Origin of the sequence: Photobacterium sagamiensis (assembly GCF_050337085.1) — a bacterium.
GTDB lineage: Bacteria > Pseudomonadota > Gammaproteobacteria > Enterobacterales > Vibrionaceae > Photobacterium > Photobacterium sagamiensis.
On the sequence record NZ_JAKJSP010000067.1, the window covers coordinates 1 to 17,413 of the forward strand.

Sequence of the window (17,413 nt, forward strand, 5' to 3'; positions counted from 1 at the left end):
CAATAGTTATCCCCCACATCAAGGCATATTCCCAGGCATTACTCACCCGTCCGCCGCTCGTCAGCAAAGAAGCAAGCTTCTTCCTGTTACCGCTCGACTTGCATGTGTTAGGCCTGCCGCCAGCGTTCAATCTGAGCCATGATCAAACTCTTCAATTAAAGTTTTGTTGTTCCCTAAGGAACGGCTCAATGATTTTTACTGATTTTCTTGTTTCGTTACTTCTAAAAGAAGTAATGAAGCATAAATTGACTGTGTCATCTTGCGATGATTAAGGTCACTCAGTTCATTGATAAATCTTTCGACGAATCATTTCACGAGTGCCCACACAGATTGCATGGTCAAATTGTTAAAGAACGTTGTTGCCTCAGCTATCTACTTAGTAGTTTGTCGTGACAACGGAAGCGAATTATAGGGAGATATTTGAGGATGACAATAGTTTTTTTGCTAAATAAAACTGATTGCGCACTTTTTGCGCAGAATCTATTGTTTTGACTGTGAAGGCATCGCTTTTTGATGATAACTAAGGGCTAATCAAACTCGCTGTATTTTGAGATGACAGTATCTAAAGCCACAGTCTGGGTATTATTCCAGCGATCGGTCCAGCTAACCGCGACATTAACCTTTTTAGCCCCCGCGACAGGTGTATCACCTTCTACGGTGACTTCTCGACTCACTGTAGTTCCAACCATAGAGAGAGACTCTGTTGAATTCACAATTGAGCTATATAACATAGTCCCCGTGGCAGCACTCTGCGACCGTGTTCTGAACAGCTCCAGTTTCTGTTCTGCCAGATGCAGGGCATCTATACTGTGAAGCGCGTTTTCAGATTTCACTTCCATATAGGTTTGCAGCTTCACTAGCCCCAAAACACCGACAGACAGTACAACAAGCGAAATCAATACTTCAATCAGGCTGAACCCTTTAGATTTAGAAATCATGCCAAGACCCCTTAACCCAATTAATATCATTACTTGGAGGAAGAGGATTTCGATCTCCTACAAATGTAAATTTAATACTTCCCTTTATAATCGTTAAGCCACCAGGGGTATCAAAAATAAATCCCCCGTCAGGTACAAATGAACCAGCTTGATAATATACCCCTTTCACTTTATCTGCTGCATCCATCGTATTTCCACTATCAATTCCAGCCCAAGCGCTAGTCATATCTACTATAGGAGTGGTAATCAAATGATAAATCACCCCTGAAAATTCTGTTGAACTATATGTTGCCAATATTCCATTTTCAACGACTAAAACCCGATTATCGTCAGGAAGGCCATTCATAAGGTGCGCATTAAGTAAATCACAGTTCCCCGTCACCCAAACTTTATTATTAGTTTTAAAAGCATCTGCAATTAGTTTATCACATGTTTCACCAGTGATTAGTGTTGACCCCGTTACCTTTCCGAAATCTTTCTTTACATCATTTATTTCACTTAATTTCTTCCCAAAAAAACTCTCAAACGGTTTCAAACCCGTATCTTTAACGAAATCACTTTTAAATATTGTACTGCCGCTATTAGGGGGGCTAGTAATTGTATCGGCAATAACCGTAACATTAGATTTGTGAGTATCGAGACACTGACCACTAAAGCCTTCATAAGGACCATTATCTTTAGGGTCAAAAACTTCTAGCTCTGCAGTTGCTGCTATTTTTTCATAATAAACATTATCACTATACCTTGCACTAACGCACTGATGTTTATTATCAACCGTTACACCCGTCACATCAGGATATATATCAAAGTCACCAATTAATTTTAAATTTGATCGTGCCTGTATTGCGCCTGACGTTCTTGGTTTAGACTCGATATCTTTATAAACCACTGAATAAGAGATGTTATTATATTCTGATTTTATCGTGGTTCGATTACTGCTAATATCATTAGCTGTAATTAATAAATCTGTTGAATTACAAATTGTATAATTTTGCAAGCTAGCTTTAACGCTACTATTCGCTTTATTTAAAGCAAATGCACACTCCAGCCCCCCCTCAGCCTGCCAATGCGCTTGCCTTGCCAACACTTCATTCTGCGCCCGCTTTATCTGATAAAACACATTTTTATAGGATGCTAATGAAAATAGTAACGACGCAGATAATAACATGGTCGTTATTAATAAAGTCGCCATTCCTTTTTGATTATTCATTAATTCCAATTCCTTGTTTTCACCTGAACTGACTTAGCCGACGATATAGCATCATCTAACGTAGCAACCTCTAAGTTGATAGTCAGGTATTGGCTTGACGCTGCCGCGGAACTCAAAACACTCTCTAACACTTCAAATTTTGTTACTTTAATTTGCTTCTCATTTAAAGTCGATTGCCCACCAGCACAAGCTCCCGTAGTCGTAAGCACCGATGATTTCGTTGACCAAACACGCAATGTTTGACCGTCTAGATAATATGAACGATAGTGCTGATCCGTTCCATCATCATATCCGTATGCGATACATGTCGGGTTACCCGCAGATGGTGAATTAAGATAAATCGTTTTCGTTGCTCCGCTAAGAACAAAAGTCGATGACGCCCCTGATACATAGCCAGCACGAAGTACATCTTCCTTCAACATACGAAGTACATCATTGGCGTCTTGAGCTAACATTAACTGCAATGAACGTTGTGCGGCAAATGAATAGCCTGTAATGAAAACACTTCCGACAACCGCCAACGATAATAATCCAATCGCAGATGCAACCAACAGTTCAATAAGACTAAACCCGTTACAATTACGGACATTGTGTATAACCATATGCTCCCCCATCACTGCAAGAAACTAAACGTCCTGTCATTTTTCTTACTTCAACTCTGACAGTTTTGCTTGAGTCAACAAAAAAACCAAAATGCCCATCTTTCTTAGGGCGACCTGTAAGCTTGTCAAAATTCAGGCTTGAAAAGTTTTCATATATTTTTATATACGGGAAATCCCCGCTAGACACCTTACCCAATACCGTCCCATCTGATAATGATGCTTCAATACTCCATGGTAAAGAGCTTGCCGCCGCTGAAGTACTCGCCATAGTCTTTGGCTGAACATTAACCGAGATCCCTCTAAACACCGCTTCAGATTTAGCCTGAACCAATAACCACTCAATTTCTGTCGCTAGCCGTTTAACCTTATTACTTTCAATTAATGAACTAAAAGAAGGCGCTGCCGCAGTAGCCAAAACCGTCATTACCGCGATGGCAATCAGAAGTTCTAACAGAGTTAATCCGCTAACCTTCCGATTATTGCTGTATATGAAATGTAATCTTCCAGATGTTCCGCGAGCCATTCCCCAACTCCCTCTGTAAACATGCTGATAGCTAATTATCAACTTGATTCATATGTTATCACCGCCGCAAAATGTCTTTGATTGGAATGGGAAGGTTATCGAGTTAGCTCGAATAAATGAGAGGGTACAACTAATGGACAAACAAAAAGGCGTGACCCTGATCGAGTTGATGGTTGTCGTTGCAATGATTGGTGTGCTGACTGCTATCGCTTATCCTTCTTATCAGAGTCATGTGTTGAAAGGTCATCGCGCTCAGGCAATGGCTGATTTAATGAAGATTCAACTCACTCTTGAAGAAGATTATACTCAAAGCAGTTCTTATGACTTTTCGATAGTAGCGGCAAATACCTGTGCTTTCTGTGAAACAGATAAAAAGCATTATCACATCTCTCTCGATTCTTCTGGTGCAGGAATGGATAACTACAAGGTAGTGGCTACACCACAAAGTGATAAGGATAAGTGCGGAACGCTTTTCTTAAATGCTGCGGGAGTTGGCGAGGCGAAGTATAAAAACAAGGCTGTAAGTGGTTGCTGGTAAAACAAAGCCGGCTTTCGCCGGCTTCTAATTTATTCGTTTGACTAACTAATCAAAGTTTAACCAGTCAAATCATCAAAGAATTTCTTCACACCATCGAAGAAACCTTCCGATTTTGGCTTGTGCTTGCTTGCCGCTTTCCCACCAAAGCTTTCTTCAAGTTCCTGAAGCAGTTCTTTCTGACGAGAGCTCAAGTTAACTGGTGTTTCAACGACCAGTTTACAGATCAGATCACCAACAGCACCGCCACGAACAGATTTAACACCTCTGCTGCGCATACGGAACATACGGCCCGTTTGTGTTTCTGATGGCACTTTCAAGTTTACGCGACCATCAAGTGTAGGCACTTCAACCTCACCACCGATAGCTGCCATCGTAAAGCTGACAGGGACTTCACAGTATAAGTTGTTGCCATCACGCTCAAAAATTGCGTGTTCAGCAACATGGACCTGTACATACAGATCGCCCGCCGGTGCACCAAATTCACCCGCCTCACCCTCGCCGGAAAGACGAATACGATCACCCGTATCAACGCCAGCAGGGATCTTGACCGATAGTGTCTTGGTATTTTCGACACGACCCTGACCATGGCACTTATTACATGGATCTTTGATGATTTTGCCGCGACCGTGACAATGCGGACAGGTTTGCTGCACAGCAAAGAAACCCTGACGCATCTGCACCTGGCCATGACCATGACAGGTACCACAAGTCGTTGCTGACGTGCCTTTTTTAGCACCAGAACCATCACAAGAATCACAACCAACAAGCGTCGGTACGTGAATTTCTTTAGAGCAGCCTCGAACAGCTTCTTCTAAAGTCAGTTCCATATTGTAGCGAAGATCGGAACCACGTTGTGCGCGCTGCTGGCCACGACGACCGCCGCCGCCGCCACCGAAGATATCGCCAAACACGTCACCAAAAATATCACCGAAATCAGCGCCGCCACCATGGCCGCCACCGCCGCCCATACCACCTTGTTCAAAAGCAGCATGACCATACTGATCGTAAGCCGCTTTTTTCTGAGGATCGGTCAGAATTTCATAAGCGTTTTTGACTTCTTTAAATTTTTCTGCCGCATCAGGATCTTCCTGATTACGATCAGGGTGAAATTTCATTGCAAGGCGCTTATAAGCCTTTTTAATTTCACGCTCAGCGGAGTCTCTGCCGACACCTAAAACTTCGTATAAATCGCGTTTTGACATACTTAACTGTCACCTGCCTAAATACAGCTACGGGCGTAAGAGTATCCCCCAACGCCCGTGCTTAAAATAAGATTATGAATTAACTATCTTATTTTTTATCTTCTTTAACTTCTTCAAACTCAGCATCAACAACGTTATCGTCTTGTGGTGCTTCTTGTTGCTCACCAGCACCTTGTGCTTGTTGAGCCTGAGCTTGCTGCTGAGCAATTTCCATTAGCTTCTTAGAAGCCTCAATCAATGCTTGTACTTTTGCATCGATAGCTTCTTTCTCTTCGCCTTTGCGTGCTTCTTCTAGCTCAGAAATAGCAGCGTCGATTTTCTCTTTTTCGTCAGCTGGAAGTGCATCGCCAGCTTCTTCAACTTGCTTACGAGTACCGTGAACCAGTTGATCCGCTTGGTTACGAGCAGTCACTAACTCTTCGAACTTTTTGTCCGCTTCTTTGTTAGCTTCAGCTTCCTGAACCATTTTCTCGATATCTTCCTCGCTCAAACCACTAGATGCCTGGATAGTGATCTTCTGCTCTTTACCCGTACCTTTATCTTTAGCAGATACGTGCAGGATACCATCCGCATCAAGATCGAAGATTACATCGATTTGAGGCATACCACGAGCTGCTGCCTGAATACCTTCTAGGTTGAACTGACCTAGCGACTTGTTGTAGGTAGATTGCTTACGCTCACCCTGTAGCACGTGAATTGTCACCGCGCTTTGGTTATCTTCTGCAGTAGAGAAAACCTGGTTCGCTTTGGTTGGGATCGTTGTGTTCTTATCGATAAGCTTCGTCATTACACCACCCATGGTTTCGATACCAAGAGATAGTGGCGTTACATCAAGAAGAAGAACATCTTTCACTTCACCCGCAAGTACACCACCTTGAACCGCAGCGCCAACGGCAACAGCTTCATCAGGGTTTACGTCTTTACGTGCTTCCTTACCAAAGAATTCAGCAACTTTAGCCTGAACCAATGGCATACGCGTCTGGCCACCAACAACGATTACGTCGGTGATTTCGCTGACAGAAAGATCAGCATCAGCCAGAGCTACTTTTAGAGGCTCAATTGAACGTAGAACCAGATCTTCAACCAGTGACTCAAGTTTCGCACGAGTCACTTTGATGTTCATGTGCTTAGGACCAGTTGCATCAGCAGTGATGTAAGGAAGGTTAACATCAGTCTGTTGTGCAGAAGAAAGCTCAATTTTCGCTTTCTCAGCCGCTTCTTTCAGACGCTGCATTGCTAACGGATCGTTATGTAAGTCAATACCTTGATCTTTTTTGAACTCAGCAACCAAGTAGTTGATCATGCGGTTATCGAAGTCTTCACCACCAAGGTGTGTATCACCGTTAGTTGCCAGTACTTCAAATGTCTTCTCGCCTTCAACTTCATCGATCTCGATGATTGAGATATCGAACGTACCACCACCAAGGTCATAAACTGCGATAGTGCGGTCGCCGCCTTTCTGATCAAGACCGTAAGCCAGTGCAGCCGCTGTTGGTTCGTTGATGATACGCTTAACTTCAAGACCCGCGATACGGCCAGCATCTTTCGTTGCCTGACGCTGTGAATCGTTGAAATATGCAGGAACTGTGATTACTGCTGCGGTTACTTCCTCACCCAGGAAGTCTTCAGCAGTTTTCTTCATTTTTTTCAGTACTTCAGCAGATACCTGAGGAGCCGCCATTTTCTGGCCTTTCGCTTCTACCCAAGCATCGCCATTATCAGCCTTAACGATTTTGAAAGGCATGATTTTAATATCACGCTGAACTTCTTCATCTTCAAAACGACGACCGATCAGACGCTTAATTGCGAATAAAGTATTTTCAGGGTTTGTTACCGCCTGACGCTTAGCCGGTTGACCAACTAAAGTTTCACCATCTTGGGTGTAAGCGACAACAGATGCAGTTGTACGTTCACCTTCTGCATTTTCAATTACACGTGGTTTATCGCCATCAAGTACTGCAACACAAGAGTTCGTTGTACCTAAGTCGATACCAATGATTCTACCCATCAGGCTTTTCTCCGAAATTCGTTTAGTTTTACGTGCGAGTCCCAATATGAGGAGTCGCTATGTGGGGTTCAACCCCAGACAAAATGTATTTACGATGTCGTATGACTACTAAATAAGGTCAGTCACTTTGTTTTCAAGGGGCGACATCGAAATAAATTGTAAAAAAGTACAAAACCGACCGAGGCAGGCTTATTGAAAGCGCCGCACTCGATTACGCTTGGGTATCGATATTGCCAGCAGCAGCTTTAGATACCATTACCATTGCCGGGCGAACCACACGGCCGTTTAACTCATAACCTTTTTGCATCACGAACATGACAGTGTTCGGTGCGTGATCTGCACTTTCCTGAATAGCCATTGCCTGATGGTACTCAGGATTAAAAGCTTCACCCTCAGGATTGATTTGCTTCAGGCCGAACTTTTCAACGGTATCAGTCATGGTCTTAAGTGTTAGCTCAACACCTTCGATCATAGACTTAATAGCATCATCGTTTTTATCAGCCATTTCGATAGCACGTTCCATGTTATCGATCACCGGCAATAGCTCTTCTGCAAACTTGTTCAATGCAAATTTGCGCGCCTTGTCAATTTCTAACTCTGAACGACGGCGTACATTTTCGCCTTCAGCGCGAGCACGAAGAGCAGCATCTTGCGCTTCTTTCGATTTTGCTTCACTGGTTAGCAATGCGGCTTCTAGCTCCGCAATACGTGCAACCTGAATCTCTTCTGCCGTCATCTCTACACATTCTTCCTCAGCAGAAACAGTCTCAGCCGCTTCCACAGTGTTTTGCTGCAGCTGTTCGTCCTGTTGTTTTTTGTCTTCGTTGCTCATGCTTTCGCTTCTCCGCCAAGATACTGTTGCTTACAAAAGTACAGTTGTTCATAAATGTGAGTGGATTGAATGAGTATTGCCCACTCAGAAAAAACATTCTTGCGCCTATTATGGGGATGAAGTTCAATGATTCAAGCCGAGATCGTTCACAAAGCGCGACAAGTCGCCAAACCAAGGGCTATACTGGCTCAACTATCATTCGTCGGATCAAGGACATGAAACGCATTTTTCAAACAATCGCGTTAATTGGTAAGCCGAGAAACCCAGATGCTTTGCAAACTCACAAAAGCCTCTATGATTGGCTAACGGCCAAAGGCTACACCGTATTAGTCGATCATCGATTGGCTAATGATCTTGACGTTCCTCTAGAATCTTTATGTGATCTGCTGACTATTGGAGATAAAGCGAATCTCGCTATTGTTGTCGGAGGGGATGGAAATATGCTCGGGGCCGCCCGCGTACTTTCCCGCTTTGATATTTCAGTGATTGGCGTAAACAGAGGCAACTTAGGGTTTCTGACCGATCTTGATCCCGACACTATTCAACAAGATCTTGAGCTGGTCTTAAATGGTGAGTTTGTCACTGAACATCGCTTCTTGCTTGAGGCCGAAGTTCACCGCCATGGCCAGATCAAAAGTCGTAATGCGGCATTAAATGAAGCCGTACTTCACCCGGATAAAATTGCACACATGATCGAGTTTGAGGTGTATATCGATGACATCTTTGCTTTTTCTCAGCGTTCCGATGGCTTAATCATCGCCACACCAACAGGCTCAACAGCTTACTCGCTGTCTGGCGGTGGTCCTATTTTATCGCCAAGCTTAAATGCCATCACATTGGTACCAATGTTCCCGCACACGCTCTCAAGCCGTCCATTGGTCGTAGATGGCAACCGTTGCATCAAACTACTGGTTTCGCCAACCAATGGCAGCACACTAGAAGTCAGTTGTGATGGCCAGGTATCGTTACCGGTAAGCCCTGGAGACGAGATCCATATCTATCAGAGCCCGGAACAATTACAGCTTATCCACCCGAAAAACTACAGCTACTACAGTGTGCTGAGAGGCAAACTTGGCTGGTCAAGCAAACTGTTCTAATCCACTCATTTCGCCATTCCTTAAGCCAGCGTTAATGCTGGCTTTTTTGTTCCTTAAATTCATAACGTTAACTCAAGTCAAACTTTCTTGAGAAAAACCCATGACAGGACTTTACTGTATGTAGATACAGTATATACTGTATGAAAAAACAGGTATTTATTTAAACAGGTGAACATATGCTGGCTCATATGACGATCTCTAACTTTGCAATTGTCAAAAACCTTGAATTTGAACTGAAATCAGGAATGACCACGATTACGGGTGAAACTGGTGCCGGTAAATCTATTGCCATTGACGCTCTAGGTCTGTGTTTAGGCGATCGAGCAGAAGCGGCAATGGTTCGACCTAATGAAGGCAAAGCTGAAATTGCCGCAACCTTCTCATTGCAGAACAATCAAGCAGCCCGTCGCTGGTTAGAAGATAATGAGCTAACGGAAGGGGATGAATGTATTCTGCGCCGGGTGATCACCAAAGAAGGCCGCTCGCGTGGCTTCATTAATGGCAGCCCGGTACCCGCTTCCCAACAAAAAGCGTTAGGGCAATTGTTGATCAACATTCATGGTCAACATGCTCACCAACAACTCATGCGAGCTGATCATCAGCAGCAAATGCTGGATCAATACGCGGGTCACCACCTGTTGATGGATAAGACACGCAAGGCCTATCAAGCTTGGCGCCAGGCAAATAACGAATTAAAACGCCTGACCCAAAACCGTGAAGAAAATGAAGCACAAAAGCAGCTAACTCAATATCAGATTAAAGAGCTCAACGAATTAGCACTCGCTGAAGATGAATATAACGAGATAGAAGAAGAGCATAAACGTCTATCAAACAGCGGCGAGCTTGCAGTTTCCAGCCAAACGGCATTATCTGTTCTCTACGACAATGATGATGGCAATGCCCTGCAGCTACTTCAAATGGCTAGCCAGCAAGTGATTTCACTGGGCGAACTTGATAGTACCTTGAATGTTATTCCTCAAATGCTGGAAGAAGCCATCATTCAAGTTCAGGAAGCCAGCCAGGAACTTCGAGGTTATCTGGATAATCTTGATATGGATCCTCAGCGTTTAATCTATCTTGAAGAACGTCTGGCAAAAATTATGTCGCTTGCGCGTAAGCATTACGTCATGCCCGGTGAACTCTATCAGAAGCATCAGGATCTGCTGAAAGAGCTTGAAGAACTTGATTGCAGTGACGAGCGACTGGAAGAAATTGCCGAGCAAGTAGAAAACAAGCGCCAGAAATTCTTAGCGGCTGCCGAGAAACTCAGCAAAAGCCGCCAGCGTTACGCGAAAGAGCTGGATAAAAAGATATCGGAAAGTATGCATCAGCTCAGTATGGAGCACGGTATTTTCAAAATTGATATTCAAAATGATCCAGAAGGAATGCTTAGCCCGCTCGGTTTTGACACGATAACCTTCCTGGTTTCAACCAACCCGGGGCAACCGCTTCAACCTTTAGGAAAAGTGGCATCAGGTGGTGAACTCTCACGTATTTCACTGGCGATTCAGGTGATCACTGCTCAGAAAATCGAAACACCAAGCCTGATTTTCGATGAAGTCGATGTCGGGATCAGCGGCCCAACCGCGGCAATTGTCGGCAAAATGCTACGTACTCTTGGTGATTCGACCCAGGTGATGTGTGTAACTCACCTGCCTCAGGTAGCAGGTTGCGGCCACCAGCAGATGTTTGTTGCGAAGAAAACGCATAAAGGCCAAACCGAAACTAACATGTGCTTATTAGATGAACCAGCCCGAGTAACTGAACTGGCAAGGCTGCTTGGGGGTAGTGAGATCACAGACATCACCCTGGCCAACGCCAAAGAGTTGTTGATTGCAGCCTAGTACCTATCAATATATCAATAAACCCAGCGATATGTTCCAGCCGCAAATAAGTTGAACATATTGCTAATCTTTTTGGCTGATATGAAATAAACTGAGGTAGAAATGCAACTATTGAGTCTGACAGTAGTCTCACTTAGAGTTTTTTTATTTACCACGTTTTTACTTCTGCCAAGAGCTTGTTTATCATCGCAGCAGTTTAAGCTAAAAAGCCAGGATGCTATGAGTTGGAAAAACCTTGCCGCACTAACGTTAGCGTTAAGTTTACTTAGTGGCTGCTCAGTAATAGAACGTTTGGTTTATCGTATCGATATCAACCAGGGTAACTACCTTGAAGCGACAGACGTCGACACGCTTCGGTTTGGCATGAACAAAGAACAAGTACGCTTTGTACTTGGTTCGCCAATGCTTGTAGAGCCAAGTTACCCGAATACTTGGTACTACGTGTATTACAAGCAGCCAGGCCATGAAGAAAGCATACAGAAGAATTTGATCTTAACCTTTGATGATCAAAACTTATTGATTGGTATGACTGGCGATTACCAGCCAGGACCAAACTTTATGGATGCTATGAACTAATAAAAAAGCTCGCTTATGCGAGCTTTCTCTTAACCAGCACTAACCAGCTCAACAACCTGATTAATATCATTTTTTTGTTAGCCAGCGATTAACTCTCTTTGCTTTCCGCCTTCGCTTTCAGTGCTTCTTGTTTGGCCTGTTCAGCACGCTTACGACGGATCTCTTTCGGATCAGCTAATAGCGGGCGATATATCTCTATACGATCACCATCACGAACTGTCGCGCTTAGCTTTACATTACGGCTGTAGACACCCACTTTATTTTTCTTGAGATCAATCTCGGGATACATTTCAAGCACCCCTGATTGCTCAATAATCTCATGAACCTGAGTATCCGGCGTGATCGCCAACTTTATCACTCGCTGAGCTTGAGGAAGGGCATAAACAACCTCAACATGGATCAACTTATCTTCAGAAGTCATAGATTTCTTTCGCCCTTTGCGTGAACGCACTGACCATATTACCAGTCAGATCGCGGAACACCTTACCAAACGCGGCTTCCACCAGCCCATTGGTAAATTCAAAGTCTAAATTTAATTCAACTTTACATGCCATAGTGTCTAACTCAGTGAACTTCCATCCACCAACCAACTTCTGGAATGGCCCATCCACTAGCTGCATTTCAATTGCTTTAAAATCAACCAGTTGATTTCGGGTAACAAAGGTCTTGCGAATACCGGCTTTAGACACATCCACTGACGCCGTCATATGCTCATCAGAGCTTTCTAATACTTTGGTTCCTGAACAACCTGGCAAAAATGTTGGATAAGACTCAACATCGTTAACAAGTTCAAACATTTGCTGTGCACTAAACGGGACAAGTGCAGAGCGAGTGATCTGAGGCATAGTTTCTCCTTAACCCTTAGAAGTCCCTCAGCCCATAGATTTTAATACTGAGAATCAAAATCTATGAGAAGAAGTTGCTCAATGATACCATTAGTCGGTAAACAGCCAAAATCAGAGCGAATACAGTTAAACTTTCAACGACATAGCAACGTTGAAACCGGTATTGCACTCTATTCGACCAAATTGATGTTCATCAGTTTTGGGAATAGCAACATAAAGAAATGAGTAACCCATGGCCAAAAAACCGAATAAATCAGATAACACCATTGCTAAAAACCGTACTGCTAGACACGAATTTGCCATCCAAGATGATTATGAAGCCGGGCTTCAACTACAAGGCTGGGAAGTAAAAGCAATTCGTGACGGTAAAGTAAACATTGCCGAAAGCTATGTGTTCTTACGTGATGGCGAAGCGTTTATTTCAGGTGTAACAATCACACCGCTGAATGCAGCATCAACTCATGTCGTCGCCGATCCAACGCGTACTCGTAAACTATTATTAAATCGCAAAGAGATCGATAAGTTACTGGGAGCGGTAAACCGCGAAGGTCAAACCATCGTTGCATTATCTATGTACTGGAAGGCATCTTGGGTTAAACTAAAGATAGGTACAGCGCGTGGTAAGAAACTGCATGATAAGCGAGCAGATTCTAAGAGCCGTGACTGGGCTCGTGATAAACAGCGAATCATGAAGCAAAGCGTACGATAGTAAGAAAAACGTAAACTGATGGATTTTCATACACATCCACCACGTTCAATCGTAATTCCATTGACGTGAAAGATTTATATGCTACTATCCATCTCGAAACACCTCTGGGGCTGATTCAGGATTCGACAGGATCATGAAGGCTTGTGGAGCATGCCGTGGGGCGGTTGGCCACGTTAAAAGCCGCAAAAAATAGTCGCAAACGACGAAAACTACGCACTAGCAGCTTAATAACCTGTTAGAGCACTTCTACCCTAGCTTCCGCTTGTAAGACGGGGAATCATAGAAGTTCAAACCCAAACGAGATAGCGAGGGAAGCTTTGACTAGAGAGCTGAACCGCGAAATAGAATTCTGGTATGTATTTACATGGCGTGTCTGTTCGCAGTGTACTTACGAGAATAAAGATAGACTAAGCATGTAGCGCCTATGGTTAGATTGATTTTGGACGCGGGTTCAAATCCCGCCAGCTCCACCAAATACACATTTAAAGACGTCCTAGGGCGTCTTTTTTTGTGCCCAAAAAACCACAAATCAATAACTTAGCGTCCATTACGGTCTATTACCGTCCACCAGCTTCTTTGATTTTTGGGTACACCGTGATGTACACTGACTATAAAGTAAACTTTCTGGTGTACCCATTATGGCGAAAATCACGACACGGCTTAACGATAAGGAAATCAAAAATTCCAAGCCAAAAGAAAAGGAGTACATCCTTTCTGATGGTGAAGGACTCAGAATCAGGGTTAAACCCAATGGCTCGAAGCTGTGGTTGTTGAACTACAAACACCCCATAAAGGGCAATCGAGCTAATCTCAGCTTAGGCAGCTACCCTCACCTTTCTCTTGCAAACGCACGTAAAAGTGCATTTGATGCAAAAGAGCTGCTCGCTCAAAGTATCGATCCTAAACAACACCGAGATCAAAAAAAATTAGAAGAAAAATCGATAACTGAACACACTTTCTTCAACATCGCCTCTGAGTGGTTTGAGTTAAAAAAACATACCATCACAGAAAACTACGCTGAAGATATTTGGCGCTCACTCATACTACATGTCTTTCCTAAACTATCTTCCACTCCTATATCACAAGTTACCGCTCCATTCGTCATTGATATTCTTCGTCCTATTGAAGCAAAAGGCAGTTTAGAGACAGTTAAACGGCTTACTCAGCGTATGAATGAAGTCATGGACTATGCAGTAAACTGTGGATTAGCCCCATCTAATCCGCTAAGTGGCATTAAAGCTGCGTTCAAGAAACCGAAAACAGAAAACATGGCTACTTTGAAGCCTGATGAACTTCCTGAGCTCATGGCAGCAATCGCTAACGCCAGCATAAAACGCACCACTCGATGCTTGATCGAGTGGCAGTTGCATACAATGACACGTCCAGCAGAAGCTGCTGGCGCTAAATGGTGTGAGATTGACCTAGAAGCTAAGGTGTGGACCATTCCACCCGAGCGAATGAAAAAGCGCCGAGAACATCGTATATCACTAACGGATCAGGCCATTGCAATCCTAAGCACCATTCACCCAATAAGTGGACATCGCGAATATGTCTTCCCTTCAGACCGAGACCCGAAAAAGCCATGTAATAGCCAAACGGCAAATATGGCACTAAAGCGGATGGGATTTGCTGGGAGGCTTGTAAGCCACGGTCTTCGCTCTCTAGCTAGTACAACGCTAAATGAACAAGGTTTTGACAAAGATTTAATTGAAGCAGCTATAGCGCATGTGGATGACAACCAGGTTCGCAGTGCCTACAACCGCACCGACTACCTAGAACGCCGTCGCCCTATGATGTGCTGGTGGAGTGGGCATATAGAAGAGGCCGCACAAGGCAGCCTATCAGTGACGGGAGCTAAACTATTGAAGGTAATTTAACTGAATGTAGCCACCAAAAATGCTGGTGGCTACATTCCTCCGCGCTAACATGTTTTGGGACAATTTCAAGTTTAGACCTTTTACGTTAATATGGGTGTTTCGGATTAGAATATGTATATAATTTAATATGAATCGCCCTGTGCGCACCCACATGCAAGGTTTTTTGATGGCTGAGGCTGTGTACCCTCAGCCACCCGAGATATTTAAATTAGTACCAATCAGGTTCAGGGTTTTCTTCGACTGCAACCTCAATACCACCAGAAGTGCTAGGAATATATAAATCGACCCAATCAACATCTTCCAACATACCAGCCACAAACTCGTAGGTTAAATTAAGTTCTACCATGAAAGTGAATGTTAACAACTCAGTTCTTGTCGTCGATTCAAAAGTGTACATATGCCCATCTTCTTTATCGTAAATACCATTATTGAAATCAGGGCCAGTTACTGTAACTTCCAAATCAACATTTACATCAAATGTTAATTTGCATTCTTCATCATTTACCTCAATAACAGATGGTTCTATATCCCCTACAGAAACAACCTCCGAATCATCAACTTCAGCATCTTCCCATGTTGAGCTATTATAAACATCACAATCAGAAATATATTCTGATATTCTTTCCTTGAGCTTTTCAGAATTAGTAGAAATATATTCTTTGATTTTTTCTGTTCTTATATTTGTATGAACGTTATATAAATCTAGTAATTTTTCCAAGCTATCTATACTGATTAGGCGCTCATTTCCTTCACAATATGATTTCAAGTCCTTATCGTCAGATATTATATATATCTTTTCATTCTCATCTAAATATGACTCTAAAGATAATAATGATATAGCATCAGGAAATTCAGCTTTCTTTTTCCCATCCCCAAAAGGTGGTTTTTTCTCAAAATATAGAGATAGCAATTCTTCGGCATCGACTTTATCTGCTTCAATGTATTCATAGTTACAACTTCTATTGTACTCATGAAAAACATCACTCGCTTTCTTGTAAATATCTTCTTCTCTTACATCAGAAAATAAAGAAGAAAGGTGCTCATCTTCTATGGTTGATAAAACACTTGCCTTTTTCTTGAATGATTGTAACGAACTTAAAGATTCCTTAATTGATAGCTGTATTTTATTCTCAACTTCTTGCTCAACAACACTTGTTAGAACATAACGCAACTCTTCAGATTCACATAGTTTGCGTAACGAGACAAAAGATTGAGAACTAAAATTATAGTTGCTTTTCACAAAGTACTGAGTATCAATAAAAACATTTCGAGTTTCTAACACTTTTCCACCTTTGAAATTTAATACTATTTCAATATAAGTAAAGCAACAGTAGCATATCAGTGATCATATGAAATGGGATACAGATCATGTTTTTATTTGTGGTTAATAAAGATACACCTTAGGTTAACTACCATGAGAAAGCGGATTGCAAAGCAATATTCCACCACTGATCTAACTCAAAGGTGTCGGTAATTCATAGCAACCTTAGGATACTATTTTTCAATTGCTGTAATAGTATTGATTGGTGAGAAATGATCTATAGTACATTGTTCCCCTTCGCACTCGAACTTCGCAGATTTCAAACTATTAATAACTTTACTTCCAACGTAATCTTTGTCGAATTTCATGATGTAGTCTAAAGCAAAAACTAAAATGACATATTGATATAATAATTGGGTGATGTTGTAAGGAATAAAAATACTATTGACTCCCAATCCTAATTCACTAACGTCTAATTTTTGTGTGCTTCCTATCATGTGGTAGCTAAGAAGTTCAGAACTTATCTCATAGTACTTTGAAGTATTCTCTATTTCATCGTTTATTTCATTTATATTAAAAAGATAGTCTTCATCAACTTTACATAAAGATTTACATAGAGCAAGGTAGTCACTAATATCCTCCTCGATTGTTATTAAAATTTCCTTATCAACACTATAATCTCCATCCATAACATTAGGAAAGAATAATTTATGTAGGAACGAAGGGTCATTACAGACTGGTTCTTTTAGTCCTTTAAAAAGATCATCATATTCAGATAGGTATTTCACAAACTCTTCTTTGTGCTTGAAGTAATTCGTAAATATGTTCTGTTGTATTGATATCTTTATCTGCGCTGCAGTTTGTATTGAACGGTGATTAGAAGCAATTATAGCAACAGCAGGAATGATTAACGCTACAATCGACAGAGGTACTTTGAATATCTCAACGAAGTTATTAATACCCTCATATGATGGATCCCACGTTAATTTGGAGTTAGTAATAATAAGACCTGCCAATATGGCTGAAGATATTACTAAGATGCCTACAGTGAACCACAGCAATTTTAGTTGAACAATACTTCTATTAGCAGCCAATGCTTCCTCCTTAATCGTGCACTATTCTCCGCACATATTAAAACAGACCGCTATACTACACTCATATTAATAAGGTTAGCTATGCTGTTAGTGCGACATTTTGATGTGAACTACATATTCTATGTGTATTTCGCAGATTTCTTAAAGTTTAACGTAGAACCTAGGCGTATTTTACGTGCCACTCATCTCAGTTTGGGGCAGAATCTTGATTGGGTAGAAAAGCAATAGTCAGCCTAGGTCAAAACCAGACTCTGAAG

Annotated in this window: 17 protein-coding genes, 1 rRNA gene and 1 other RNA gene; 7 read left to right on the forward strand and 12 right to left on the reverse strand. The window is 42.3% G+C overall.

The features are described from left to right. The 5 genes from L4D76_RS24900 to L4D76_RS24920 form a co-directional block, all read right to left on the reverse strand. Positions 1-158: ribosomal RNA gene (locus L4D76_RS24900) — 16S ribosomal RNA — on the reverse strand; the annotation flags it as partial. A gap of 369 nt (positions 159-527) precedes the next feature. Continuing rightward, the gene (locus L4D76_RS24905) at positions 528-938 is read right to left on the reverse strand and encodes a type IV pilus modification PilV family protein (RefSeq protein WP_428443559.1); all 411 of its coding nucleotides are present in this window, start codon (positions 936-938) and stop codon (positions 528-530) included. Then, positions 928-2,148 carry a hypothetical protein gene (locus L4D76_RS24910; protein ID WP_428443560.1) on the reverse strand — a complete coding sequence of 407 codons (1,221 nt, stop codon included), beginning with the start codon at positions 2,146-2,148 and terminating at the stop codon, positions 928-930. Before L4D76_RS24910 ends, L4D76_RS24905 begins: the two co-directional genes overlap by 11 nt. After that, on the reverse strand, positions 2,148-2,750 hold the full coding sequence (locus tag L4D76_RS24915; RefSeq protein ID WP_428443561.1) for a PilW family protein: 603 nt from the start codon (positions 2,748-2,750) through the stop codon (positions 2,148-2,150). The genes L4D76_RS24910 and L4D76_RS24915 overlap by 1 nt, the downstream gene beginning before the upstream one ends. Continuing rightward, positions 2,728-3,273: a pilus assembly FimT family protein gene (locus L4D76_RS24920; protein WP_428443562.1), complete on the reverse strand. Its 546-nt coding sequence runs from the start codon at positions 3,271-3,273 to the stop codon at positions 2,728-2,730. Before L4D76_RS24920 ends, L4D76_RS24915 begins: the two co-directional genes overlap by 23 nt. A 133-nt stretch (positions 3,274-3,406) precedes the next feature. On the opposite strand from L4D76_RS24920, the gene L4D76_RS24925 reads away from it, so the two are divergent. Continuing rightward, positions 3,407-3,811, forward strand: a complete 405-nt coding sequence (locus L4D76_RS24925) for a type IV pilin protein (protein ID WP_428443563.1) — start codon at positions 3,407-3,409, stop codon at positions 3,809-3,811. A 56-nt stretch (positions 3,812-3,867) separates the two neighbouring features. Here the strand turns inward: L4D76_RS24925 and dnaJ are convergent, their stop codons facing one another. The 3 genes from dnaJ to grpE all read right to left on the reverse strand — a co-directional run bounded on the left by dnaJ (position 3,868) and on the right by grpE (position 7,853). Next, positions 3,868-5,013: a molecular chaperone DnaJ gene (gene dnaJ / locus L4D76_RS24930; RefSeq protein WP_428443564.1), complete on the reverse strand. Its 1,146-nt coding sequence runs from the start codon at positions 5,011-5,013 to the stop codon at positions 3,868-3,870. A gap of 88 nt (positions 5,014-5,101) precedes the next feature. After that, positions 5,102-7,021, reverse strand: a complete 1,920-nt coding sequence (gene dnaK, locus L4D76_RS24935; RefSeq protein WP_428443565.1) for a molecular chaperone DnaK — start codon at positions 7,019-7,021, stop codon at positions 5,102-5,104. A gap of 211 nt (positions 7,022-7,232) precedes the next feature. After that, positions 7,233-7,853: a nucleotide exchange factor GrpE gene (gene grpE, locus L4D76_RS24940; RefSeq protein ID WP_428443566.1), complete on the reverse strand. Its 621-nt coding sequence runs from the start codon at positions 7,851-7,853 to the stop codon at positions 7,233-7,235. Between the two features lie 215 nt (positions 7,854-8,068). Between grpE and nadK the strand changes: the two genes are divergently transcribed. From nadK to bamE, 3 genes are all read left to right on the forward strand, one after another. Beyond that, the gene (gene nadK / locus L4D76_RS24945; RefSeq protein WP_428443567.1) at positions 8,069-8,950 is read left to right on the forward strand and encodes an NAD(+) kinase; all 882 of its coding nucleotides are present in this window, start codon (positions 8,069-8,071) and stop codon (positions 8,948-8,950) included. A gap of 176 nt (positions 8,951-9,126) precedes the next feature. Next, on the forward strand, positions 9,127-10,794 hold the full coding sequence (gene recN, locus L4D76_RS24950) for a DNA repair protein RecN (RefSeq protein WP_428443568.1): 1,668 nt from the start codon (positions 9,127-9,129) through the stop codon (positions 10,792-10,794). Positions 10,795-11,013: 219 nt separating this feature from the next. After that, positions 11,014-11,370 carry an outer membrane protein assembly factor BamE gene (bamE, locus tag L4D76_RS24955; protein WP_428443569.1) on the forward strand — a complete coding sequence of 119 codons (357 nt, stop codon included), beginning with the start codon at positions 11,014-11,016 and terminating at the stop codon, positions 11,368-11,370. An 88-nt stretch (positions 11,371-11,458) separates the two neighbouring features. Here the strand turns inward: bamE and L4D76_RS24960 are convergent, their stop codons facing one another. Both L4D76_RS24960 and L4D76_RS24965 read right to left on the reverse strand, forming a co-directional pair. Next, on the reverse strand, positions 11,459-11,791 hold the full coding sequence (locus L4D76_RS24960) for an RnfH family protein (protein ID WP_428443570.1): 333 nt from the start codon (positions 11,789-11,791) through the stop codon (positions 11,459-11,461). Next, positions 11,781-12,215 carry an SRPBCC family protein gene (locus L4D76_RS24965; protein ID WP_428443571.1) on the reverse strand — a complete coding sequence of 145 codons (435 nt, stop codon included), beginning with the start codon at positions 12,213-12,215 and terminating at the stop codon, positions 11,781-11,783. Before L4D76_RS24965 ends, L4D76_RS24960 begins: the two co-directional genes overlap by 11 nt. A gap of 232 nt (positions 12,216-12,447) precedes the next feature. Between L4D76_RS24965 and smpB the strand changes: the two genes are divergently transcribed. The 3 genes from smpB (at position 12,448) to L4D76_RS24980 (ending at position 14,801) form a co-directional block, all read left to right on the forward strand. Beyond that, positions 12,448-12,924, forward strand: coding sequence for an SsrA-binding protein SmpB (gene smpB, locus L4D76_RS24970; RefSeq protein ID WP_428443572.1), 477 nt, complete (start codon positions 12,448-12,450; stop codon positions 12,922-12,924). 106 nt (positions 12,925-13,030) lie between these two features. Then, positions 13,031-13,397: a transfer-messenger RNA gene (gene ssrA, locus L4D76_RS24975) on the forward strand. Between the two features lie 165 nt (positions 13,398-13,562). Next, entirely contained in the window at positions 13,563-14,801 is a 1,239-nt protein-coding gene (locus L4D76_RS24980) for an integrase domain-containing protein (RefSeq protein WP_428443573.1), read from the forward strand. Positions 14,802-15,009: 208 nt separating this feature from the next. Here the strand turns inward: L4D76_RS24980 and L4D76_RS24985 are convergent, their stop codons facing one another. Then, positions 15,010-16,083, reverse strand: a complete 1,074-nt coding sequence (locus tag L4D76_RS24985; RefSeq protein WP_428443574.1) for a PIN domain-containing protein — start codon at positions 16,081-16,083, stop codon at positions 15,010-15,012. 212 nt (positions 16,084-16,295) lie between these two features. After that, positions 16,296-17,156, reverse strand: coding sequence for a hypothetical protein (locus L4D76_RS24990; RefSeq protein WP_428443575.1), 861 nt, complete (start codon positions 17,154-17,156; stop codon positions 16,296-16,298). Positions 17,157-17,413: the final 257 nt, after the last annotated feature.